General features: G+C 70.0%; 23 protein-coding genes. 8 read left to right on the top strand and 15 right to left on the bottom strand.

Annotation, left to right across the window (positions count from 1 at the left end):
• Positions 1-59: 59 nt before the first annotated feature.
• Both deoC and AA983_RS08885 read right to left on the bottom strand, forming a co-directional pair.
• Complete coding sequence (gene deoC / locus AA983_RS08890; protein WP_047311902.1) at positions 60-761, bottom strand: deoxyribose-phosphate aldolase; 702 nt, start codon at positions 759-761, stop codon at positions 60-62.
• Positions 762-839: 78 nt separating this feature from the next.
• Positions 840-2,012 carry an SIS domain-containing protein gene (locus AA983_RS08885; RefSeq protein WP_047311901.1) on the bottom strand — a complete coding sequence of 391 codons (1,173 nt, stop codon included), beginning with the start codon at positions 2,010-2,012 and terminating at the stop codon, positions 840-842.
• 104 nt (positions 2,013-2,116) lie between these two features.
• Between AA983_RS08885 and AA983_RS14870 the strand changes: the two genes are divergently transcribed.
• Both AA983_RS14870 and AA983_RS08875 read left to right on the top strand, forming a co-directional pair.
• The gene (locus AA983_RS14870; protein WP_052947033.1) at positions 2,117-2,533 is read left to right on the top strand and encodes a hypothetical protein; all 417 of its coding nucleotides are present in this window, start codon (positions 2,117-2,119) and stop codon (positions 2,531-2,533) included.
• A complete protein-coding gene (locus AA983_RS08875; RefSeq protein ID WP_047311900.1) occupies positions 2,530-3,729 on the top strand; it encodes a glutathionylspermidine synthase family protein in 1,200 nt (399 codons plus the stop codon). The genes AA983_RS14870 and AA983_RS08875 overlap by 4 nt, the downstream gene beginning before the upstream one ends.
• 87 nt (positions 3,730-3,816) lie before the next feature.
• Here AA983_RS08875 and AA983_RS08870 read toward each other — a convergent pair whose 3' ends face one another.
• From AA983_RS08870 to AA983_RS08860, 3 genes are read right to left on the bottom strand one after another with little or no spacing between them, the layout of a single operon-like run.
• A complete protein-coding gene (locus AA983_RS08870; protein WP_047311899.1) occupies positions 3,817-4,035 on the bottom strand; it encodes a Trm112 family protein in 219 nt (72 codons plus the stop codon).
• Positions 4,032-5,480 (bottom strand): phosphomannomutase/phosphoglucomutase, encoded by a 1,449-nt coding sequence (locus AA983_RS08865; protein WP_047311898.1) that lies wholly within the window; start codon positions 5,478-5,480, stop codon positions 4,032-4,034. The genes AA983_RS08870 and AA983_RS08865 overlap by 4 nt, the downstream gene beginning before the upstream one ends.
• A gap of 10 nt (positions 5,481-5,490) precedes the next feature.
• Complete coding sequence (locus AA983_RS08860; protein ID WP_047311897.1) at positions 5,491-5,928, bottom strand: DUF3499 domain-containing protein; 438 nt, start codon at positions 5,926-5,928, stop codon at positions 5,491-5,493.
• Positions 5,929-6,162: 234 nt separating this feature from the next.
• Here AA983_RS08860 and AA983_RS08855 point away from each other — a divergent pair, with 234 nt between their 5' ends.
• Positions 6,163-6,489 carry a metallopeptidase family protein gene (locus AA983_RS08855; protein WP_047311896.1) on the top strand — a complete coding sequence of 109 codons (327 nt, stop codon included), beginning with the start codon at positions 6,163-6,165 and terminating at the stop codon, positions 6,487-6,489.
• Positions 6,486-7,304, top strand: coding sequence for an SDR family oxidoreductase (locus AA983_RS08850; protein WP_052947031.1), 819 nt, complete (start codon positions 6,486-6,488; stop codon positions 7,302-7,304). The genes AA983_RS08855 and AA983_RS08850 overlap by 4 nt, the downstream gene beginning before the upstream one ends.
• A 52-nt stretch (positions 7,305-7,356) precedes the next feature.
• Here AA983_RS08850 and AA983_RS08845 read toward each other — a convergent pair whose 3' ends face one another.
• From AA983_RS08845 to AA983_RS08835, 3 genes are read right to left on the bottom strand one after another with little or no spacing between them, the layout of a single operon-like run.
• Positions 7,357-8,757, bottom strand: coding sequence for a DUF5719 family protein (locus tag AA983_RS08845; protein ID WP_156170315.1), 1,401 nt, complete (start codon positions 8,755-8,757; stop codon positions 7,357-7,359).
• 13 nt (positions 8,758-8,770) lie between these two features.
• A complete protein-coding gene (locus AA983_RS08840) occupies positions 8,771-12,043 on the bottom strand; it encodes a glycosyltransferase (protein WP_047311894.1) in 3,273 nt (1,090 codons plus the stop codon).
• 4 nt (positions 12,044-12,047) lie between these two features.
• Entirely contained in the window at positions 12,048-12,308 is a 261-nt protein-coding gene (locus AA983_RS08835) for a WhiB family transcriptional regulator (RefSeq protein ID WP_182434746.1), read from the bottom strand.
• Between the two features lie 338 nt (positions 12,309-12,646).
• Between AA983_RS08835 and AA983_RS08830 the strand changes: the two genes are divergently transcribed.
• Positions 12,647-13,489, top strand: a complete 843-nt coding sequence (locus AA983_RS08830) for a 2-phospho-L-lactate transferase CofD family protein (protein WP_052947030.1) — start codon at positions 12,647-12,649, stop codon at positions 13,487-13,489.
• Between the two features lie 61 nt (positions 13,490-13,550).
• Here the strand turns inward: AA983_RS08830 and AA983_RS08825 are convergent, their stop codons facing one another.
• The 7 genes from AA983_RS08825 to AA983_RS08795 all read right to left on the bottom strand — a co-directional run bounded on the left by AA983_RS08825 (position 13,551) and on the right by AA983_RS08795 (position 19,615).
• On the bottom strand, positions 13,551-14,531 hold the full coding sequence (locus AA983_RS08825) for a DNA-3-methyladenine glycosylase (RefSeq protein WP_047311892.1): 981 nt from the start codon (positions 14,529-14,531) through the stop codon (positions 13,551-13,553).
• On the bottom strand, positions 14,528-15,532 hold the full coding sequence (locus tag AA983_RS08820; protein WP_047311891.1) for a hypothetical protein: 1,005 nt from the start codon (positions 15,530-15,532) through the stop codon (positions 14,528-14,530). Before AA983_RS08820 ends, AA983_RS08825 begins: the two co-directional genes overlap by 4 nt.
• A gap of 1 nt (position 15,533) precedes the next feature.
• The gene (locus AA983_RS08815) at positions 15,534-16,436 is read right to left on the bottom strand and encodes a glycosyltransferase family 2 protein (RefSeq protein ID WP_047311890.1); all 903 of its coding nucleotides are present in this window, start codon (positions 16,434-16,436) and stop codon (positions 15,534-15,536) included.
• 69 nt (positions 16,437-16,505) lie between these two features.
• Positions 16,506-16,988: a hypothetical protein gene (locus tag AA983_RS08810; RefSeq protein WP_052947029.1), complete on the bottom strand. Its 483-nt coding sequence runs from the start codon at positions 16,986-16,988 to the stop codon at positions 16,506-16,508.
• Between the two features lie 338 nt (positions 16,989-17,326).
• Positions 17,327-18,079, bottom strand: coding sequence for an SDR family NAD(P)-dependent oxidoreductase (locus AA983_RS08805; RefSeq protein WP_047311889.1), 753 nt, complete (start codon positions 18,077-18,079; stop codon positions 17,327-17,329).
• Positions 18,072-19,358 (bottom strand): AMP-binding protein, encoded by a 1,287-nt coding sequence (locus tag AA983_RS08800; protein WP_047311888.1) that lies wholly within the window; start codon positions 19,356-19,358, stop codon positions 18,072-18,074. The genes AA983_RS08805 and AA983_RS08800 overlap by 8 nt, the downstream gene beginning before the upstream one ends.
• Positions 19,359-19,360: 2 nt before the next feature.
• Positions 19,361-19,615, bottom strand: coding sequence for a phosphopantetheine-binding protein (locus AA983_RS08795; RefSeq protein ID WP_047311887.1), 255 nt, complete (start codon positions 19,613-19,615; stop codon positions 19,361-19,363).
• Between the two features lie 266 nt (positions 19,616-19,881).
• Here AA983_RS08795 and pseH point away from each other — a divergent pair, with 266 nt between their 5' ends.
• Genes pseH through AA983_RS08780 form a run of 3 tightly spaced genes read left to right on the top strand, consistent with a single transcriptional unit; the run spans position 19,882 to position 23,284 of the window.
• Complete coding sequence (pseH, locus tag AA983_RS08790; protein WP_047311886.1) at positions 19,882-20,376, top strand: UDP-4-amino-4,6-dideoxy-N-acetyl-beta-L-altrosamine N-acetyltransferase; 495 nt, start codon at positions 19,882-19,884, stop codon at positions 20,374-20,376.
• A 47-nt stretch (positions 20,377-20,423) separates the two neighbouring features.
• On the top strand, positions 20,424-21,488 hold the full coding sequence (pseI, locus tag AA983_RS08785; RefSeq protein ID WP_047311885.1) for a pseudaminic acid synthase: 1,065 nt from the start codon (positions 20,424-20,426) through the stop codon (positions 21,486-21,488).
• A gap of 2 nt (positions 21,489-21,490) precedes the next feature.
• The gene (locus AA983_RS08780; RefSeq protein WP_047311884.1) at positions 21,491-23,284 is read left to right on the top strand and encodes a hypothetical protein; all 1,794 of its coding nucleotides are present in this window, start codon (positions 21,491-21,493) and stop codon (positions 23,282-23,284) included.
• The last annotated feature ends 33 nt before the right edge of the window (positions 23,285-23,317 follow it).

Here is a 23,317-nt window from a genome sequence, read left to right as displayed (position 1 = left end):
GTACCGACGACGAAGGGCACCGACTCAGCCGGTGCCCTTCGTTGCGTTCAGATACGAAATCAGTAGCCCACCGCGCCCTCGGCGGAAGCCGCCGACGCGTCGCCGGAGCCGCCCTCGAGACCGTCGAGCACGGCGCGCGTGCCGGACAGCCCGAGTCGCGACGCGCCGGCCTCGATCATCTCGCGGGCCGCAGCGGCGTCACGGATGCCGCCGCTGGCCTTGACGCCCAGGTTCGGGCCGACGCACTCACGCATGAGGCGCACGGCGTGGGCGCTGGCGCCACCGCTCGGGTGGAAGCCCGTGGAGGTCTTGACGAAGTCGGCGCCCGCGTCGACGGCCGCCTCGCACACGCCGCGGATCTCGTCGTCGGTGAGGGCAGCGGACTCGATGACGACCTTGAGAACGGCGTTCGGGATGGCGTCGCGCACCGTGCGGATGTCGAGCTTGACCGCCTCGAAGTCGCCCATCTTGGCCGCGCCCACGTCGATGACCATGTCGACCTCGTCAGCGCCGCGCTCGACCGACTCGGCGGCCTCGGCGGCCTTGACCGTGCTCGTGTGCTTGCCGCTCGGGAAGCCGCAGACGGTGGCAACCTTGACGCTCGTCTCGACGGGCAGCATGTTCGGCGACACACAGATCGAGTAGGCGCCCAGCTCCTCGGCCTCGCGGGCTACCGCCGCGACGTCGTCAGCCGTCGCTTCTGGCTTGAGCAGGGTGTGGTCGACCATGGCCGCGACCTCGGCCCGGGAGAAGTTCGTCATGCGCCCAAGCCTAACCAGCGAAGACGTTCCCGTCCTCACGCAGACGACACGCCCGCCGCCCCGTGCCGACCGCGGGCGTCATGCCCGACGGTCGCCGAGATGGTCGCGCAGCTGCGTCACGTGCCGCGACACATTCGGGTCGAGACCTTGGCCGAGCGCGAGGTAGGTGGCGGTGAAGTCGACCCTCTGGACGAGTTCGGCCAGTCGCGCGATGGGCGGGCCATCGCCGGGGTGCACCTCGACGACGGTGGCGCCGGCCGCGAACGCGCTGTCCTGAACGCCCGCAGCAACGCCGGCCAAGTCCGAAACGGCACCTTCGGGGTCGCTGTGGAGGCTGAGCAGCCCGAGCCCGGGCTGTCGGGGCGCGTCGAGGAAGGGGTCGGCGAAAATGTCGTCAGGGGCCGAGGCCGCGCCACTACCGCCACCGGCCGTGAAGGGGCCGTCGAGCGTCGCAACGACAGACGCGGCCGCATCCGGCAGTTCACCCCAGGTCATCGGCACCCGAGCGGTGCGGGCGAACATCGACGCGGCGCGGCGGGCCGCAACAGCGGCGACGGGTCCGTCCGCGAGCGCCATGGGCACGGTACCGGCGAGCTGCAGCGCCGCGAGCTTCGCGGGGTTGACGAAGTGCTCGGAGCTGGGGCGGCACACCTCAGCCTCACGGTCGAGGTGGGTGATCGCCTGCTCGAGGTGGCTGTCCGTGACGTCGATGAGGCCGAGGTGCCCCGCCGCCATGAGCACCGGGGTGAGCAGCGACCACATCGCCGTCCGGCTCGACGTGCGCCCGCGCCCGACCGGGATGTGCGTACCGCGGGCCCGCGCACACACATCCGCCAGGGGTGAGTCCGCTGCCCCGACGGTGAGCAGGGACGCTCCACGGCGTGCGGCTTCCGAGGCGAGCGCGAGCGGCCCGGCGGCCCGCCCGGAAAGGCTCACCGCGACGACGAGGTCGAGGGGGCCGACCCATCCCGGCAGCGGCACGTCGCGTCGGGTGATGACGGGAACGGGCGCCCCGGGCTGGGCGAACGTCTCGAGGACGTCGGCGACGACGGCGCTGCCACCGAGCGCGCCCACGAGGACGGCGCGGGGCCGCTCACCGTCGGCCGTGCGCTCCACGCCCGCCTCACGGGCCAGCGTCATCGCTTCGCGCACCTGGGCACCGGCTGTGGCCAGCGCCCGAAGGGAGTCGCGCGAGTCGCAGCGTTCGAGGTGACGGGCGTCGTCCAGCCAGCTCTCGTCAAGGTAGGGCATGTCACACCTTCTGTCGCTCGGGGGACGGAACGCCCGAGGGGATCCGCGCGTCACAGCCTAGATCGCGCGATACATTGACGTCCTACTCGAAGGAGAGGATTCGGATGCCGACGACCAGGCGCAAGGGTGGGCTCGCCCTCGGCACGACCACCGTTCTCGCCGCCGGTTTCCTCACCGGATGTTCGTCGTCCAAGGGCGCCGACTACGCCGGGGTGTGCCGCGACAAGGCCACGGGTGAACGGCTGCCGGACAGCGAGTGCCGCTCCGGACATCACGCCGGCGCCGCATGGGTCTTCTACCGCTCGGGCCAGCGCGTCGCCCCGGTGGGCGGAAAGCTCGACAGCTACGCCACGTCGATTCCGAAGAACGCCACCTACGCCGCCGGTGGGTTCGACGCCCAGGGCGGCAAGGTGACGAAGTCCTCCGTCCGCGAGGGCACTCAGATCAAGGGCGCCGACGGCTCGTCGAAGGGCAGCGTCGTGCGTGGCGGCTTCGGCAAGGGCGGCGGCGGAGGCGGATGAGGCGCCTGGCCTGCGAGCCGCGCCCGAACTTCCGCGACATCCTCGATTCCGAGGGCATGCTCTGGGCGTCCGAGACCGTCGACGGCCACGACGTGCCGTACTGGACGGACAGCGCCTACTACTCCTTCTCCCCCGCCGAGATCGACCGGCTCGAGGCGGCCACGGACGAACTGTGGGGCATGTGCCTGAGCGCCGCGACGTGGATGCTCACGACGTACGACGACCGGCGTCTGTGCCTGCCCGAGGGCTCGACCCGGCGGCTCCTGGCGAGTCTCGAGGAGGGTGATCCGGGCTCACACGCCCGTTTCGACCTGTGCCTCGCCCGCGACGGCACCCCCAAGATGCTCGAGATCAACGGCGACACCCCGACGATGCTCGTCGAGTCGGCCGTGTCCCAGTGGTCCTGGCACGAGGCGAACTTCCCCGAACTAGACCAGTGGAACTCGATCCACGAAAGGCTCGTCGGTGCGTGGAAGAAGCGCGTCGCCGCTGGGCAGGACGACCTTCACTTCGCGGGGCTGCTCCACCTCGTCGAAGAGGCTTCCACGCTCGCCTACCTCGCAGACACCGCAGATCAGGCCGGCGCGACGACGAGCCTGTTCGACCTGTCCGACGTCGGCCTCGACGTCGACTCGCGCCGCTTCGTCGACGGTCAGTCGCGCCCGATCGACGTCTGCTACGCGCTGTACCCGTGGGAGGACCTGCTCGTCGAGCCTTTCGGCGCCCACATCGAGACTTCCGGCGTGCGCTGGATCGAGCCGCTGTGGCGTTCGGCCCTCTCGACGAAGGCGCTGCTCGCGGCGCTGTGGCACCTCTACCCGGGTCACCCCAACCTGCTTCCGGCCTACCTCGACTCCCCGCGCGACCTGCGCGAGTACGTCGCGAAGCCGTTCTTCGGCCGTGAGGGTGCCTCGATCCGCGTCCACGCGGAGGGTCGCGACTGGACGCACGGCGGCCAGGAACACGACGAGTCGTTCTGCTACCAGCAGTGGTGGCCGCTGCCCGACTTCGACGGCAACCGGCCCGTCATCGGAGCCTGGGTGGTCGACGGTCACGCGGCCGGCATGGGCATCCGCGAGACCGACGGCCCGATCACGGACGGCGGTGCGCGCTTCGTCCCGCACGTCATCGAGGCTCCGGCACCCGAGGAGTCGACCGTGCAGCGCTGGCTCGCCGAGGACGACGTCCGCCTCTGAGCCACGCGTCCGGCACCACGCACAACACGCGCCGAGGCCGCTTCCCGATTCGGGAAGCGGCCTCGGCGTAGGTACCAGGTGGGCCGATCAGGCCTCGGTGGGCAGAACTGTGGCCTCGTCGACGAGGAACACGGGGATGCCGTCGCGGATCGGGTACTGCAACCGGCCACCGCGCTCGGCATCGGCTTCGGTGGCGACGAGCACGGGCTCGCCGCCGTCGTCGACGCCGTCGACGAGCTCACTGTGCGTGACCGGGCAGCGCAGGATCTCACGCAGCCACGGTTCGATCGTGACGCCTCGGTTCACTGGGCTTCTCCTTCTCGGACGGCGGCGAGCGCGGCATCGCGCACGCGCTCCATCGTTGCACGGTCGGCTGCCTCGACGTTGAGGCGCAGCAGAGGTTCTGTGTTCGAGGCGCGCAGGTTGAGCCACCACATCGGATCGCTGTCACCGCCTTCGTGGACGAAGGTGACGCCGTCCATGCCGTCCTCGGTGTACTCGCCGTGGGAGGCCACCCACTCGCGAACGCGGCCAGTGGCGGCGGTGGCGTCACTCACGGTCGAGTTGATCTCGCCGGAGGCCTCGTAGCGGGCGTACTCGGCGACGAGCTGCGAGAGCGTCCTCTCCTGCTCACCGAGCGCGGCGAGCACGTGCATCGCCGCGAGCATGCCCGTGTCGGCGAACCAGAAGTCGCGGAAGTAGTAGTGCGCGCTGTGCTCCCCGCCGAAGACGGCGTCGTGCTCGGCCATCTGCGCCTTGATGAAGGAGTGGCCGACGCGCGTGCGCACCGGCTTCGCCCCGTTCTCGGTGATGACCTCGGTGACGGCGCGCGAGCTGATGAGGTTCGCGACGACCGAGACGTCCGAAGCGCGGGTGCCCTTGGCGACCTCCTTCGCGATCTCACGCTGGGCAACAAGCGCCGTGACGGCCGACGGCGTCACCGCGTCACCGTTCTCGTCGATGACGAAGCATCGGTCGGCGTCACCGTCGAAAGCCAGACCGATGTCGGCGCCGTGCTCGACGACGCCCTTCTGCAGGTCGACGAGGTTGGCGGGCTCGAGCGGGTTGGCCTCGTGATTGGGGAACGTGCCGTCGAGTTCGAAGTAGAGCGGGACGATCTCGAGCGGAAGCTCCTCGAGCCCCGCATCCGTGCCGAGGACCGCGGGCACGGTGTGGCCGCCCATGCCGTTTCCGGCGTCGACGACGACCTTGAGCGGGCGTCCGCCGGACAGGTCGACGAGGGAACGCAGGAAGGCGGCGTAGTCGCCGAGCATGTCGCGCTCGTCGATCGTGCCGGGTTCGCCGTCGAAGGGAACCGCCGTGCCACGATCGAGTGCCCACTGGGCGAGGTCACGCATTTCGGCGAGGCCGGTCTCGAGCGAGACGGGGCGCGCGCCGGCGCGGCACAGCTTGATGCCGTTGTACTGCGCGGGGTTGTGGCTCGCGGTGAACATCGCGCCGGGGATGCCGAGAGCACCGGAGGCGTAGTACAGGCCGTCGGTCGAGCACAGGCCGATGAGAGTGACGTCGATGCCGTACGAGGCGGCGCCCTCGGCGAAGGCTCGAGACAGTTCCGGCGAGCTCGGGCGCATGTCGTGGCCGACGACGACGCCCTCGGCTCCTTCGGGGCGGGCCACGATCTGCGCGAAGGCGGCGCCGAGTTCGCGCGCGACGGCCGGCGAGAGCTGCTCGGGCACGAGGCCGCGAACGTCGTAGGCCTTGATGAAGTCGTTGAGTACGGGGGCGTTCACGCCGACGATCCTACCGGCCGTCGTCGCCCGCTTCCGTGGACGCGTCGTCGTCCGTGGCATCGGGCAACGCGCGCAGGTGACGACGGCGTGAGGCCGTCGAGAGGAAGGCAGGGTCCTCGGCCCGGGCGGCACGGGCGGGCTTGCGTACCGGCTCCGGTTCGGGCTCGGCCGGTGGGCGAGCCGCGGCGCGGCGCACGGCCTCGGCGAGCGCCACGAGGTCGTCCGGTGTGGGCTCCGGCGGTGTCATGTCGACGGCCAGGCGCACGATGTCCCAACCTCGCGGCGCGGTGAGACGCTGAGCGTGATCGGCGCACAGGTCGTACGTGTGCGGCTCGGCGTAGGTGGCCAGGGGGCCGAGGACGACCGTCGAATCCGCGTAGACATAGGTGAGCGTCGCCACGGCGGGCTTCGAGCAGGCGGATCGCGAGCACTGTCTGGTCAACGTCACGTTGCACAAGGTTACGCCAGTGGGTGGCTGCCCCCGTCTGCCGCGACCGGGACACGCCCGGTCGGGCCCCGCCCGCGATCAGGTGCCCTTCGATACGCTGACGCGGTGAGGAACAAAGCAGCGCGCCCAGGCCGACAGCCCGGCCTCGACGCTTCCTCCGCCCCGGGCGCGCCCCGTCGCGACCGGCACGAGCGCCGCTACCGGGGGCCTCTGGCCTGGCCCGCGACTCCGTCCATGAGATCGCGTTCGGCCGCGTTCGACGACGCCGTCCTGCGTGCTGTCGAGGTGTGCGAATCGCGCTGGTCGGTCAGCGTCGCCGACATCGAGATCGGCGTCGAAGAGGTTCCGCCGTCCGACCCGAGCTCGTGGGAGGACTCAGTGCCGCTCGGGCGCGCCTTCCCCGCCGACGGTCGCCATCGGGCGCGGATGGTCCTCTACCGCCTTCCCATTCAGACACGCGCACGCGACCGGGTCGAGCGTGAGGCCCTCATCGAACACGTCGTGCGCACCCAACTCGCGGGCCTGCTGGGCCGCTCCCTGGACGACGAGGACGACCTGTGACGACGACCCCCACCGCTGCCCCGATCCTGCCCCCCGACGTGCTCGGCGTCGGACGCGCACCGGTTCTCGTGACGGGTGCTTCGGGCGTTCTCGGCCGCGCCGTGGTGGAGGAACTACGCGCCTCGTCCATCCCGGTGCGAGCGCTCGTCCACCGCACCCCGATCACCGACGTGACCTGCGCGGTCGGTGACATCCTGACAGGGGCGGGCCTCGACGAGGCACTTCCGGGCGTGGGGGCGGTCATCCACTGCGCCACGGATCCGTCGAATGCCCGAGTCGACCGCGACGGAACACGTAACCTCCTGCGTTCTCTCGACGCCTGGGCACCCGGCGCCCACCTCGTCCTGCCCTCGATCGTGGGGTGCTGGAACAACCCGCTGGCCTACTACCGCACGAAGGCAGACACCGAGAACCTCGCCGAGTCCTGGTCGGGGCGCGCGTCGATCGTGCGAGCCACCCAGTTCCACACCCTCGCCCACGAGGTGGTGAGCGGCGCCGCGGCACGGCTCACGGGAGCCGAATCCCGCGTCCGGGTCAGCCCGGTGGACCCCGAATGGGTGGCGCGCAAGCTCGTGGACGTCGCCCTCATTCGCACGAGTCTTGCGACGCCGCTCGAGTTGGCCGGACCGGAGACCTTCTCGCTCGGTGAACTCTCCACACTGACAGCTCACCTCGAGAGCCGCCGACCCGCTCGGTCCGTGCGTGTGCCAACGCTCGGAGGTGTTCTGCGCTCCTTCGCCCGTGGCACGAATCTGCCGGGCGAACAGGCCCAGCGCGGTGGACGTACCTACGCTCAGTGGCTCGCAGCTCGCTGACGCACGACGGCCCACAGGTCCGACCGGCGATCAGCCGGGCAGGATGAGCGGATCAGCGGGCGACGAGTGCGGTTTGCTCGCGCATCCACGGCGCAGCCGTGAGGGTGAGCGTCGTGATGCGATCCGAGGACTTGGAGCCGGTGCGGAGCACGATTCCCGCATGAAGGTGGGATTCGCCCTGCTTCGTCGGCGCGGTCACCCACACGCTCGCGTCCTTCGGAACGGAGATACGTCGAGCCGCGTTGTCGCGCACATCAACGTGCTGGGCTGTGCTCTTGCCGTCCTTCGTCGTCACGACGACGGTCGCCCGCACCTGCGGAGCGCTGGCTGCGAGCACGAGATCTCCCCCGGTCCCCGCGCCACGTAGAGACGTGCCGGCCGCCGGTCCGATGTCCGGCGCGGCTTGGGCCCACGCGAAGTCCGCCGAGGAGCCCGAGGCCGCAGGAGCGGAGGCTGCGGCGACGATCTCAGCCTCAGACGTGGCTCGCACCGCGACGGTCGACCCCTTCAAACCGTCCAGCGACACGTCGAGGGTCCGGCCGCGCGGCACGGAGACGACACGGTCCTTCGACGCTTCGCCCTGGGTCGACAGAGCCGACAGCTTGACGACGGCGCCGCGCCCGGCCGGGGCCGCCAGACGAACGCTGGTCTTGCCGTCCGTCACGGGCGCCGCAGGGACGATCTGAGTCGTACCGGGCACGGCGTACTGGGCCGTCAGTTCCTCACCCTTGGCCGAACCCGAGCTCGCGCTGTCCCGCACGCTGGCCTGTACGGCACCGCTCTCGCTACGCACGTGCACGACGACACCGTCGTGGTTCTTGGCCTCGGTCGGCAGGTTGACCTCGACGCGCGAGTGCGCGGGGACAGCCTTGTCGGCGATGGCGGCACCGGCCACGTCGCCGTCGCGTGAACTGACGTCGATGTCGACCGTGGCACCGTGCGAACCGCTGTTGACGAGCACGAGGGTCGACAGGCGTGAGGAACCCTTCTGCCCCACCGGGATCCACGCCTCGTTGAGGGAAGCTGCACAGGTGCGTGCGACGAGTGGCGACTTCCCGTCGCCGCCGCTGATCTGAGCTGCGGCAAAACCAGGAGCCATGCCGCCGGTTGCCTCGACGACGAGGGGCCCACCCTTCATCTCGGTGACGGTCGCGCCGCCTCGCTCGAGCGACATCGCCTTCGGGTCGGAAGACGACTCGAGGCGTGCACTCGCTCCGCCGCCCTGCCGCGCGAACGGCGTGAGGGACTCAGGCGACGACGTCGCGTTGACCTCGGTGGAGCCGTTCGATCCGGCGCCCCCGGGGCAGACGAGCGAGGCCGCTTCGACGGCACTCGTCGTCGTCGCGAGGCGCTCGCCCGTGCTCGTGCGAACCGGAGCCGCGTGAGCCGTCCACACCATGCCCGCTGCTGCGGCGGCGAGCACGACCCCGCGCGCGATTCCTTGTGCGCTCATGTCCTCCCCTGCCTCACTGACGCCCGCGTCCGCGCGCGGACCCGAACGGAACGGCCAGGAACACGACGAGCCCGAGCAGCACGAGCTGGGCCACGCGCCAGGCCGGCCACGCCGTGCCGGGTTCGATGACGAGTTTGCCGCCGTCCGCGCCGACGCTGTAAGTGGGCATCTGGGTGCCGGCCACCGCCTCGAGCGCGCGTCCGTCGAGGGTCACCTCGGCCTCACGGGCGAAGTCGTTGCCGGCGCTCACGACGAGCCTGCGCTGCGCGTCACCGCTCGGCAACGTCGTCGAGACCCGCGCGTGCGGGCCGCGCACGGGGACGATGTGACGCTCGTCGCCGTCACGCACGACGACCCGTGCGGCACGCCCGCCCCCGGCACCGTCGATGCGGTACAGGGACGCCGTCGAGTCCGTCGCCATCGGCACGAGTCCGTCAGCGGAGTCGAGGGCAGCGAGCAGCGTGTCGGACTCCTGCGCGCGACGGTCGGCCGCGACGAAGGCGATTCCGGCGTCCCGTAGGGTCTGGCCGGCCTGGGCCCGCTCACCGGCGCCCGAGTCGACGAGCGCGGCAATGGCCTTGGTCACGGACGTCGGCGTCTGCATCGCCGGCTGGGTCGGGTCGACCGAGGGCAGGCCGGCCTCGCGGCTGCGAACGGTGAACGTCACGGCCCCCGAACGTGGCTGGAGGTCGAGCAGCATGCCGGCTCGCGCCGACTCAGCCTCGTGCACCGTGATGGCAGGAGCCGGGTTGCGCACGGCTTGGACGCCGTTCTTGCCGGCCGAGGCGTTCCACGCCGTCAGACCGATGACCCCACCCATGACGAGCGCGATCGTGACGACGCTGAGGCGCCCGAGGCGCGAGGTGGCCGAACGGGTTCCGGGTTCGGAAGAACCGTGGACACGATCTGCGCCGATGAGCGCGAGCGCGAGCATCGACAGCGCCGCGACCTGCTCCGGGACACCCGTCCACACGTGCAGTCCGGTGGGTGCGCCAAGGGAGTGACGCGGCGCGAGCAGCGCGGCAGCGAGAGCGACGAGCGCGAGGACCACGAGTGCCCAGCGCGCGAGTTCGTGACCCCGGCCGCGCAGCGCGCCCCACAGGCCGAAGAAGAGGACAGGCACCGCCAGGAGCAACGGCGTCGAGCCCGGGCCGCCCGGGTGGAACAGGAGCGCGGACAGCGGCGCGCCGCCGTCACCGTCCGTCAGGACCCCGGGGCCGCCGACGAGCTTGCTCGGGTCGGAGAAGGCCTCGACGCTCCAGTGCCCGAGCAACAGCGGTACGAGCACGACCACGGCGAGCGCGCGGATCTTCGCGGCGCTCGACCCCAGCACCGCGACGACGAGCAGGGCAACCGCCAGGACGGGAAGGAGGATCGGTGTGTAGGCCCCGAGCACCGTGACGGCGAGCGCAGTGGCTGCCGTGCCGGCGACGGTGGCGCCGGAGCGGCCGAGCCGCAGAATGCCCGCCAGGGCCAGCGGGAGCACGATGTGCGCGATGACGGGGCCGAGGCGCCCGCCGAGCAGCGCCGTCGTGAGCGGGGCGAGAGAGCCCCACGCGAGGGCTGCCAGAGCTCGTGGCCACGCGAGCTTCGTCGCCGCGCGCCCCGCGAGGTAGGCCGACCACCCTGCGAGTGCCGGAGCGGCCAGGAAGAGCCATGTGATGGCTGTCGCGGTCGCGGTGGTATCGGCCACACCCGGCAGGAGCGAGACGAACCAGGAACCGATGGCGATGAACGGCAGATAGGGCACCGACGAGGCGGCGTGCCCGAAACCGGGGCCCTGCCAGGCGTCGCGCCAGGCGTGCCAGACACCGCCGGGCGAGGTGAAGTACGGCAGGAGTTCGCCACCCGCGAGGCCGTGACCGCCGCGAAGAGCGCCGTCACTCAAGGCGTCACGGAAGATGAACAGGCTCATGCCGAACAGCACGAGTACGGCCCAGAGACCGGGGTGGCGCACGATGCGCTTGAGCACGCCGCCGCGGGTCCGCATTTCCTCGGCCTCTTCGGACTGCGGGCCCGTCTCGGTGGAGATCGGCTGGTGCACCGGCTTCGAGCCACCAGGTGTCAGCGCGGCGACCACGGCGTCCCAGGCCGCGGCACGCCCCGCTTCGGCCGGGACGAAGAGGGACGAGAGTTGGGCGTTGCTCACGCCGGCACGTCCACGGAAGCGGCGTCGCGCGCCCATGATGCGGCCGAGTCCGAGACCTGCACTGGCCTGACCGAACTCCGACGCGGCCGAGCGCGGGCGCTTGAGCAGGAGCAGCACGACACCCAGCAGCGCAGACGAGATCGTTGCCCACGCGAGCGCGAAGGGGAAACGGAGCGTGGAGGTCCGCGCGAGGGCGACCTGACGGTGGCGGCGCAGTGTGCTGCCCGAGTGCGCGGCCGGACGATCGGGGTCACCCGAGCGGCGCGTCATGCTGTGGCGCTGGCGACGCGTCATACGCGTCCCGCGGCCCTCCATGACGCGCAGCAGGTGCGCGGAGTCGATGTCCTGGTGTGCGGTGGCCTCGGGCACGACGACGACCGCGTGGTCGGCGAGGTGGGCTCGCCAGCACAGATCGAGACCGTCACCGTCGCCGTCGAACGCGGGATCGAAGCCGCCCAGGTCGAGGTAGACGTCCTGGCGCACGAGCATGCCTGCACTCGACACGGCGAGCACGTCACGGCGCCCGTCGTGCTGGCCCTGGTCGAGTTCGCCCTCGACGGTGCGGGCGACGTGACGCCCGCTGCGCGTGACGTCGATACCGATGTTGATCAGACGGGATGGACGGTCGAGCTCGTTGATCTTGCAGCCCGCGATACCGATGCGCTCGCTTCGACCCACCGAGCGCATGAGCGCCTTCAGGGAGTCGGGCGTCGGAGCGGAGTCCTCGTGGAGCAGCCACAACCAGTGGTAGCGGTCGCTCGGGTGGGTGGGGCGTCGGCGGGCGCGGCGGCGATCGCGCAGCGCGACGACGTGGTCGCTGCCACGCGCGGGAATGGCCTGCACGGCCCGGTCGACGAGACCGGCGAAGGCTTCCTCGTGGTTCGCCTTGACGACAGTGAGGTCGACCTCACGCAGTTCCGGGAACTCACGCGCGAGAACCTCGCGCATGTCCTGATCGGGAGTGCCGTCGACGACGACGAGGCGGTCCGCCTGTCGCGACTGGTCGAGAAATGCATCGACCGTGGCGCGAAGCCACGGTAGGTGTCCGTCCCGCGCCACGAGGACGGCGGTGACGAAAGGATGCTCGGGTGTTCCCTCGCGGGGCTCGTGGACGCCGAGTCGAGCGCTCGCCGTCACCTGATCAGACCGCGCGCTTCTTCAGCTTGCGGCGCTCACGCTCGGAAAGGCCACCCCAGATGCCGAAGCGCTCGTCGTTCTCCAGCGCGTACTCGAGGCACTCGGAGCGAACCTCACACCCGACGCAGACACGCTTGGCCTCGCGGGTGGAGCCGCCCTTCTCGGGGAAGAACGCTTCGGGGTCGGTCTGCGCGCACAGTGCGCGCTCCTGCCACGACATTTCCTCCGTGTCGTCCAGGGCGTCGTGCAGGCTGATCAACTGCATGAATTCCTGCATGTCCGTCCTTTCGTCGTCGGTGCCATGGTCAGGCGTCGGTGTACTTCGGCGAACTTCGGCCCAATACCACCCGGCGGTGACAACCCCACCGGAGCGGGACGACAACAAGGGGGACGGCGAAGCGCGACATGGCAATTACATCGATGTCATTCGAGTGAGTCAAGCCGAACGGGAATGCTCGCAACCCCCTCCCCGGGGGTGAATGGCGCCTCCACCACCTCGCCTGTCACACTGACAATATGCAACTCACGCTCCTATCTAGTGGTCCCCAGTCAGCTGCAGCACTACATGGGCTGTTCGCGCCGGGGTCGACCATCGACACGCCGATGGGTGATGTGATCTGCATCACAAATACCTCGGGGGACCTCAGTGTTGCGGGTCTGCGCTTCACCCCGGACACGGACGCCGCACTGCGCGCTTTCACGCCCTCACCCGCGCGCCCCTCCACGTCGACCGTCTCCTCGACGCTCGCAGAACTGGGCCTGGCACCCGGCGAGTGGCCGATTCTCGACGACGAGAGTGTCGCCTTCGCCGTCGCCCGCAACTACTGGCGCGCTCGAGGTGAGACCGCGGCCACGTGTGCCCAGCTCCAGAGCCCCGCAGCGGAGGCTCGCGTCATTCCCGCGACGAACGAGCCCGTCGAACTTCACGTCATCGAGGAGAACGAGGCCGGAGAGCGCAGCAGCCGCCCCGTCGCCCGGTGGCTCGGGGATGCCGACCGGGGCGAACCGCAGGGCTTCGGAGTCGCCGGGCTCGAACAGTCGACGCCCTCCCCCGGCGTGCTCGACGCGCTGCGCAGCAGCGACGTCGTCGTGCTCACCCCGATGTCACCCGTGCTCGACGGGCCGGGGCTGCTCGGGGTGCCCGGCGTGCGCGACGCCCTGCGCGGCACAGCGGCCCGCGTCGTCGTCATGAGTCCGGTCGGCCTGCCGACGAGCCGCGACGGTGACGCCGAGCGCAGCGCCTGGTCGCAGGCGGGCCTCGAGATGACGTCGGCGCAGGTGGCCAAGCTCTACGCGGACTTCGCCGACGTGCTTCTCATCGACGAGGACGAGGCTCAGGGCAGCTACCCCGGGCGTCTCAATGTGACGCGTGCGCCGCTCGCGCGAGCGCTGGTCGGCGACGTCGAAGCTGCGCGCGAGGTACGCACCACGGTTCTCGGAGCCTGATCGATCGGCGACCTGCTCCCACCCGACGCCGGGGACACCCGTGCAGGTCTCTCGCTGCGCCTCAGCGCCACGCGCGCTGGGGCAGGTGTGAGGGCAACGTCATACGGGCACCATGACGTTCGCGCCGCGGAGCGGCCGCGAGGATGAGGCGCTCGGCTCGATAGCGGTGTCCGCGGTAGGGCTCGAGAAGGCCGGCCATACCCACGTCGTCGATGTCACGCCCGAGCAGCGCGTGCCCGATCTCCTTGGCCACGTGGTAGTCGGCGAAGGTGGGGGCGTCGGGGTCGCCCCACGCGCTCTGTGCCACTTTTGCCGCCGTCCAGACACCGATTCCGGGCACGAGGCGCAGCCTCGCGTGGGCCTCCGCAATCGGCAGCTCGCTCGTCTGCTCGAGACGGTCCGCGTGCTCGAGGGCACGCATGACGGTGCGTGACTGCGGCGGCTCGACACCGGCTTGCAGCCATTCCCAGGACGGAATACGTCGCCACTGTGCAGCAGAGGGTGCGGCCATGAGGCGAGCGACGGCCGGTGCCTGAGGGCCCGCCGCCCGCAGCGCCTCCGGGTCTAACGTGACAGGGGTGCCGTACGTGCGCACGAGGTGGCGGAAGCCTGCGAAGGCCTGACGACCGGTGACCTTCTGCTCGAGGATGCTCGGGACGAGCGAGGTGATGACGAGGCCCGTGCGCGGGATGCGCCAATCGGCGAGCTGACGCACGCGAAGGGCGACCTTCACGGGCTCGTGATGGGCAGCGAAGCCGTCGAGGCTGTCCGCCTCACCGAGGATGGTGGGCAAACGGCCCGCGAACCACGCCGCGCCCGCTCCGTATGCCCGCAGGATGACGCGCTCGCCCCCCTCCGCGGGCTCGACCTGCCACCAGGTGGCCGCCGGTCCTGCGGGCGTGTGCACGCCCCACCACACGGCGTTGGGACGCACGACCATCGTCGGATCGCCCGATCCCCGGCGAAGAGCGCCGAGGATCGAAGCCACCGGAACGCTGCGTCCGGGCTCCCACTGTTCGACGAGGTCGGGCCGGGTACTCACGCGAGTCGCGCTACCACGTCGACCGGACGGACGGGTCGGCCGAGGAACGCCGCGAAGATCTGCCGTTGAGCCTCGGAGACATCGGTGTCGAGGAAGGTGAGAGAGGGTTCGCTCACCCAGACGACGTTGGCGCCGAACATCGCACTGAGGTTGATGAGGGCCGTGCTGGGGCCTCCGAGGACGGCGTCGGCGCCGACGACGAGCGGATCGAGCTCGGCGGTGCCGCGCGAGCGCATGACCTCGAACTCGTCGTAGCGGCGCACGTCCTCAGCAGGGTGCGCGCGCACCAGTGGTTCGAGTCCCGCGTCCGCGCAACTCGCGACCAGGCCGCGGACGTAGTCGACGTACCGCTTCTCGTCGATGAGCCCCAGGTCGACGAAGGGCTGAGTGAGGATGACGGCGCTGCGACGCACCGATCGGGAGGCACCTTCGGTGTGGGCGCGGAACTCCGCACGCACGGCCTCGGTCACCTCCCAGCCGTGGGAGGTGCGCCGATACGCGGGCCACCGCTCGGACGTCAACGCCTTGCCCGTCGCGGCGATGAGACCTGCCTTGAGCGTGGCCGTGACAGGCGCGGCGCCCTGCCGGCGGATGGCGTCACGGCGAGTCGTCCACGAACCGTAGGTGCCGATGCCTTCGTCGGTGACGACGACGTGGATGGGGCGCACGCCGTTCGCGCGACGAAGCGCGACGAGAGCCTTCAGGCCGGGCGTTCCCACGCTGACGTAGAGGGCCCGCGCGCCCTCGGCGAAACGCCATCCCGCCATGCCTTCCTCGAGCGAGAGGCGTGGGTCGTCCGGCAGCAGGGCTCGCGCGTCCTCGACACCGACCGCGGGCGCGGTGAGGAACGCGGCTGCCGGGACGAACGAGACGCGCAGGCGGCCGGCGTCCGAAAGATCCTGCAGGACGCGGTGAAGGTAGGAGGCGATGTAGAGCACGTGCGAGCGACTCTTGGCCCCGGTGACGACGGCGTGGACGTGGTCGTTGTGGGTTTCGCTCATGTCAGATCACCGGGGGCCGGCCGAGGCGGGTGAGCTTCGCGACCGTGCGCCACGACATGACGTGCCGCTCCCCCGCGTCGGTGCGCAGGCCCTCGGCAAGGCCGGCGAACCAGACCTTGAGTGCGGCCTTGTCCTTGACGCGAAGCAGGGTGATGGCCGCCCAGTTACCGATGTACAGCGGCACGAGGGGCGCCGGTAGGTTGCGCTTGGCCACCCAAACGCGGTTTCGCGCGTTCATCCGGTAATAGACGGCGTGCCGTGCCGGAGACGTGGCCGGGTGGTTCACAGTGATGCTGGGTACGTACTGGATGACCCAGCCCGCATCGATGAGTCGCCAGGCGAGGTCGATACCTTCGTGACCGTAGAAGAAGTGCCCGGGCCAGCCGCCGACCTGATCGAATGCGGTGCGGCGCGAGAGGTGGATACCTTCGAGGAACCAGGTGGCCGGGCCGGGCTTTCCGTTGTTCTTGACGTTGAGGCGCGGAATCCAGCGGCGTGGCGTCGGCTTTCCCGTGGGGTCCTGCCCGAGCGGGCCGATGACGGCGTTGTCGGCCCGCTTCTCCATCTCGGCCACCATGTCGGCGAGGACGTGGTCAGTGGGGAGGGTGGCGTCGTCGTCGTAGAAGAACAGGTAGTCGCCGCGGGCTTCCCGCGCACCGACGTTTCGGCCTTCGGGGATGCCGAGGTTCTCCGGCGAGTGGATGGTGCGCACGTTCGCCGGGAACGGCCACGGATTCTCGGCCGGGTTCCAGCCGTTGCCGAGCAGCACGATGTCGAGTTCGACTCCGCGCTGCTGGTTCAGGGACGAGATGGCCCGTTCGAGATCGTCGGGGCGGTTACCCATCGTCATGAGGACGACGCCGACGCGAGGCGGGGTGGCACCCGTCTGCGGCTCCTGCGCCATGCCTTCTCCTTCGTCGTCCGTTGCCGCGCCTTCGACTGCACTGCTCGATTTTTTTGAATGCGTCCCAGGCTAGACGGTGCCACCGACAGCCGGAGAACGCTCCTCGCTCGTGTCAGCCCGCTGAGCGTGTGCGGTGACGGCAAAGGTCACGATGACGTCGCCGAACCGCTCAGTGCTCCAATCGGTCTCGCCGACATCGCGCAGTGCGCCGACGTGTTCGGGCACGGTGAGTCCGTGGCGGCTGAGCCAGGTGATGATGGGCAGGTCGGCGAGTTTGGCGAGAGCCTCTGCGCGGGTCCAGCGTTCGGCGAAGGTGTCGGGGTCGTCGACGCCGTAGCGCCGCACGAGAGTTGAACGCACGGGCCGTGGGATTTCGGCGTCGAGGACGAAGGTGCCGTGGCTGCGCAGCGCGGAGGGAACGTGCCACGCGAGCCCGGTGCCGTCGGACAGGTAGCTGCGCGCCGCGAGGGGGTGCTCGTGAGGCGAGACCCCGGACGACCGTTCGAGCCGCCCGTCCCGCAAGGCAGCAGCCAGCAGTTCAGCAGCGTTCACCGTGCCGTTCCTTCCCAACAGCGAGCCTCAACACAGCGTCTCAGATGAGTACCCTCGATCGTCGAGACAGGCCGGTACCCACGACGCAGACCAACCGTGCCCGCGGCGGCTCCCCCGCCACGCGAACGAGCCGCGCCCTCTTGTCCCAACGCAACAACGCGGGAAGTGGACGCCGCGAGACCGAAACGCGGCATGTCCCCGGCTGAGCTTGCGAAGCCGTGGGACATGCCGCGTGAAGGTCGAGCGCCCGCAGCTGTGTCGCACCGAGCGAAGGGCTCCGAGTCGCGAGCGAGCTCGCGACTCGGAGCCCTTCGCCGGAAGACGCAGCAAGGGAGAACTCAGATGCTCCCGCCACCGTCGATCGTCAGCACCATGCCGTTGATGTTGGTGTCTTCGAAGAGCAGCATGCGCAGGGTGGGCGTGATGTTCTCCGGTTCGACGAGCTGGCCGGTGGGCGTGCGTCGGGTGATGGTGGAGAGCTGTTCGGTGCCGAGCACGGAGCTCATTTCGGAGGCGAAGAAGCCGGGCGCGATCGAGTTGACGAGGAAGCGTCCGTGCATTTCGCGGGCGAGGGAGCGGGTGGCGGCGTCGAGGCCGCCCTTGGTGGCGGAGTAGGCGACGAGGCCGGCGTAGCCGCGCTGGGCACAGACGCTGGTGACGTTGACGATGCGCCCCTTGCCGACCTTGGCCATGGCGTGGCGCATGAAGGCGCGCGTCACGAGCAGCGTGGAGGTGAGGTTCGTCGAGATGATGTCTTCGATGCGCTCGGGCGTCGTGTGGAGGTGGAGCGAGTCCTGCCCGATGGCGGCGTTGTTGACGAGCGCGTCGATGGGGCCGAGCACCTTGGAGGCGTCCTTGATGAACGTGGTGACGGCCTTGGGGTCGGTGATGTCGACGGAGCCGACGTAGACGCGCTCGGGCTGCTCGTCCATGAGCTTCTGCAGCTCAGGCGTGACGGTGCGCGCGAACGCGGCCACCTTGGCGCCCTGGGCGAGCACGTCTTCGACGAAGGCAAGGCCGAGGCCGCGCGAGCCGCCGGAGATGAGGACGCACGTGGCGGCCGGGATCGGCGTCTTGGTGGTTTCAGACATCGCTCTTCAAGCTCTCCTTGATCGGGATTTCACTGAGGTATCGGATGCGGCGGGGTACCGCGTATTCGGGGAGTCGTTCGCCGCACCATGCCTGCAGATCGGCTTGGGTGGGCGCGTCGTCGGAGGCCTTGTCGAGGCCGTCACGCAGGACGACGTCGGCTGCGACGACGTTGCCGACGAGGGGCGCCTTGCGGCCGCGGACGGCGGCCCAGGCGACGTCGGGGTGGGCCAGGAGCGCGGCGCGCACCTTGCCGGCGGAGGCCTTGGACCCGCCGACGTTGATCTCGTCGCTCGCGGCCCGGCCGGTGATGACGACGCGGCCGCCCGAGATATCGACGTTGTCGCCGGTGCGGATGACGGCGTCCATGCCCTCGGCGGCCTTGGGCGAGGCGATGAGCAACTCACCGTCCTCCACGGACAGGCGCGGACGACCGGGCACGTCACGTTCGAGCCAGGCTTCGGGGAAGCCGGCCAGGCCGTCGTGGACGGCGATGGCGGCGCCCACTTCGGAGCTCGCGTAGATCCACGAGATGCGGGCGTTCGGGAACACCTCACGCAGGCGGTCGAGGATGGCCTGGTCGACGGGTTCGCCGCCGAGGGTGACCTGCTCGAGTTTCAGCTGCGCGAGCACGTCGCCGCTGCGCCACAGGGCCTGACGCCAGAACGTCGGCGTACCCGAGGCGGCAGTGACGCCGGCGGCGAGCGCCTGCTCGGGCCATTCGGCGAGCTGCGCGGGGTCGACGAAGACGATGTCCTGACCCGGCAGCGCGATCGAGAGGGTGACGACCTGCCACCACGCGTAGGCGCCCGGCGTGTAGGGGCACAGCCAGGTGCGCGCGGGCTGGTCGCCGGCGACGGTCGTGAGGGAGGCAAGGGTGTGCGCCACCTGCTTGGGGCGCCCGGTCGACCCGGACGTCAGCAGCCAGACGCGACCACCCTCGGCGTCGCGCTCGTTGGTGGCGGGAGCGACGTCCACGCCGCCCGCGCCGTCGCGCACGAGGGACAGACCGAACTCGCGGAAGCCCTCGGCCTGCTCGTCGTCGATGCGTGCCGCGGTGGCGATGAGGGTCTCGCGGTTCGCCTCCGTGGCGGCGAGCCACGCGGCCTGCGCTGCGCCGCGGTGGCCGCTCACGAGGAACGCTGCGGCGAGAGGTGGCGAGAGCGTGTCGTTGCTCGCACCGAAGCTCGACTCGGCGAGCTCGGCCCACGTGCCGTCGAAGTCTCCGACGACGACACGGTTGTTCGCGCCCGCTGGAGCGCCGTTGGCCTGTGACGCCAAGATCAGGAGGCCTTCTGCAGTTCGTCGATGAAGTCGAGCACGTCGCCGACGGTCTCGATGGAACGCAGGCCGGGCGCGTCGAAGTTGAGCTCGGTGTCGAGCTCGTCCTCGACCTGAAGGGCGAGTTCGGAGAAGTCGAGCGAGCGGAAGCCGATGGCGTCGAGACGAGCCGAGTCGTCGGACGGCAGCTCCTTGCCCTGCGCGGTGAGAACCTCACCCATCATCGTGCGGACCTGCTCGCGGCTGAGCGTGCTCATGGACTCTCCTTCATCGTGCGAAATGACCCGCGCCTTCGGTGGGGCGACCGCCGTCGACGCAGACACGTGTGCTGACGACAGTCTAGGGCTTCGCCTCACCTGTGAGATCGCGCGACGCACGAAGGGTGCGCTGCGGTGCGCCCACACGCTCTTCGTCGCCGTGACGCGCGGGAACGCGTCAGCGTCGCGTGGGCACACCTGCGGCCGGTATCGTGGTGAGTCGGGCCCTGACGGTCCGAGTCACCGAGTTGAGAACGGGAGTTCGCATGCTTCGCCCCGCCACGGACGCCGACCAGGAAAACGTGCGCACCTGGCGCAATCACGACGAGGTACGCGCCGTCTCTCTCACCCAGCACGTCATCTCGCCTGACGAGCACGCGGCGTGGTGGGCGAACACGAAGGACAACCCGAGCCGACGCGTGCTCATGTACGAGCGCGGCGGAGTGCCCGCCGGTGTCGTCACGTTCTTCGACTACGACGCCGAGGCGAAGACCTCCTGGTGGGGTTACTACCTCGACAACGACGGCCTCACGGAACGAGGCGAGCTGCTGCCTGCGTGGATCCAGATCCAGCGTGAGGCGGTCAAGTACGCTGACGCGCAGCTCGATATCGACACCTTGGACGCCGAGGTGCTCGAGGTGAACGAGGGCGTTCGTCGCTTCAACAAGCGCAACGGTTTCGTCGAGATGGAGACCGAGACGCGCGAGATCGGCGGCAAGCCGACGCAGGTCATCCACGTGCGCCGCGAGCGCACGTCCTGACGCAGAGCGTCACCCAGCCAATCGCAGACGAGCGAGGAGCCCCAAGCATGAGTCAGAACCCGCACGAGAACATCCGCATCGGTGACGTCGAGGTCGGCCCGAACGCCGAGCCGTACATCATCGCCGAGATGTCGGGCAACCACGACGGCAGCCTCGAGAAGGCCCTCGACATCGTGCGCATGGCCGCTGAGCAGGGCGCCCACGCCATCAAGCTGCAGACGTACACGGCCGACACGATCACGATCGACGTCAAGACCGACGACTTCAAGATCTCCTCCGGTCACGAACTGTGGGCCGACCGCTACCTGTACGACCTGTACGAGGAGGCGCACACGCCGTGGGAGTGGCACGAGCCGATCTTCGCGCTCGCCAAGGAGCTCGGCATCCATGCCTTCTCCTCCCCCTTCGACCCGACCGCGGTCGACTTCCTCGAGCAGTTCGACGTGCCCGCGTACAAGATCGCGAGCAGTGAGATCGTCGACCTCCCCCTCATCCGGCACGCGGCGAGCAAGGGCAAGCCGATCATCATCTCCACGGGTATGGCCTCGCTCGGCGAGATCAACGCCGCGGTCGAGGCGGCCCGCAGCGTCGGCAACGACAAGATCGTCGTGCTGGCGTGCACCGCGAACTACCCGGCCGACCCTAGCGAGTCCAACCTGCGTGGCATTCCCGTCATGCGGGACGCGCTCGGCACCCTCATCGGTTACTCCGACCACACGATGGGCATCGGCGCCGCCGTCGCCTCCGTCGCCCTGGGCGCGGTCCTCGTCGAGAAGCACGTGACGCTCTCGCGTGAGGGCGGCGGCGTCGACTCCGCGTTCTCCTCCGAGCCGGAGGAGCTGAACCAGCTCGTGTCCCAGTCCAAGGTCGCTTGGCAGTGCCTCGGCGAACCGCGCATCGGCGCACGCGCCCAGGAGAAGGAGGGGTTGCGCTTCCGCCGCAGCCTCTACGTCGTCGAGGACGTCAGGGCCGGCGATGTCGTCACGGCCGAGAACGTCCGCTCCATCCGTCCCGCCAACGGCCTGGCGCCCGACACGTTCTCCACCCTCGAGGGCCGCACCTTCACCCGTGACGCGGCGAAGGGCACGCCCATGTCGTGGGAGCTGGTCTGAGCATGACGGACCCGCAGACCGTGCGTCAGGTCGAGCCCGTCAGCGGCTTCACGCTGACCGGCGGCGAGATGCTCGACCACAGCGATCGGGCGGCTGCCCGCGCGGACCATGCGGGGCTGGAACTCGCCCGCCGCGCGGTGGAGGCCGCCGAGGGGCCGGTGCTGCTCATCGGCCCGACCGCGAGTCTCCTCCTCGAGGACCTGTCCCCGGAGCGCGAGGTCTCGGTCCTCGTGCGCGGCACGGTCGATGCTCGCTCCCTCCAGCACTCGCGCGACCTGCACGAGGGCCTCTCGGTTCACTGCGGAAGCCTCGACAGGTTCGACACGAGCGACCATGCGGTCGTCGTCGCACTCGATCCTCTGCGCGTGCTCGTCACGCCTGACTCGCGTCCGTTGAGCTGCCGGGAGAGCTTGGCGCTCATGGCCGGCTTCACCGCGGAATCCGGGGTGCTCGTCGCGGAGGTCTCCAATTCCCTCGGCATCAACGACCTGCAGACTGCTCCGTCCGTCCTCGCGCGGGACAACTTCGACCATCTGGCCGGCGAAGCCGCCGGCGGACTGTTCCGCCACGAACTCGCGGGAGCACTCGACCACGCGGACCTGAACCTGGCGCGCTGCTTCGCCGCCGTGCCCAGTGCCACCCACCCCGTCGTCCTCGTGCGCGACGACTCACTCGCAGACGAGGAACTCGTCCAGTTCGCGAAGACGTTCACCTCCGCCGTGGCGGTCGACCCGGGCCCCGGACCGCGCACACTGAGCGACCCGACGATGCTCACCGAGCGCATGTTCGATGCGCGTCTGGCGGCCGAACTGGCACCGGTGTGGATCGTCATGTGGACCCACGGCGACGCCGATGACCTGCAGGTTCCTCGTGCCGTTGCCGTGGAGCCCGAAGCCGCAGCGGGTTGGCGCGCCCGGGTGGTCGTCGACGACGACCGGCACGCGCTGGGCGGTCTCGTCGCCTCGGGCGTCGTCGAACGCGACCTCTCGCGCGCCTACGCCGGTGAGCGCGGCGCCCTGGTCGAGACGATGTTGACGGACGCCTGCCGTGTCCGGGATCTCACCGGTGTGCGCCACGTCGTCGCCGCATACGGCGCCTGGCTCATGAGCCTGCCCGCCCCGGAGGCGATCGTCGCAACCGTCGACAACACGGTCTGTCGCACGGACGGTGACTCGGTCACGTTCGGCCTGTTCGACCCGAGTTGGACGGTGAGCGTCGAGACCACGAGCGAGGCAGCCCTCGCCCGCAACCTCTGGCGCTTCGCGCAGCGTCTGCTCCGTCGTTCGTTCGCTCACCCCTGGGTGGCCGACGCAGGCGCGGACCAGATCACCGACTCGCTGTGCGCCATGGTGGGCGTCGACTGGACGAGCACCCGAGAATCGTCGGTCGCGCTCGAGGAACGCCTTCAGGCCTCGTTGGGATCGGCCGCCGACAACGGCTTCGCTCGCCTCACCACCCCCGGCGCGCAGGAGATGGACGCTCAGGATCCGCGCTCGGCGAGTTGGCGCGAAACCGTCCGTGCCAACGCGGAACTTCGCGAGGAACTCGCCGTCAACCGCGAGCGCATCGACTGGCTGGAGCGGCATCTCGAGTGGCGCGATCGACAGTTCGCCGGCCTCGAGAAGCGGATGAACACGGTGACTGCCACGACGGCCTACAAGGTCACCGACGCGTTGGGTGCTCCGAAGCGCAAGGCCGTCAAGAGCGCCCGCGCGCTCGTCATGGATCAGCTGCCTCCCGGATTCAAGGACAAGGCGGAGAAGGCAGTTCGACGCATGCTGAACGACGCAACCTGAGTTGTTAACCTACGTGTGCTGTGGGCCCGGTCG

Source organism: Dermacoccus sp. PE3, assembly GCF_001021715.1.
Taxonomy (GTDB): Bacteria; Actinomycetota; Actinomycetes; order Actinomycetales; family Dermatophilaceae; genus Dermacoccus; species Dermacoccus abyssi.
This window is presented reverse-complemented; position numbering and strand designations above follow the sequence as displayed.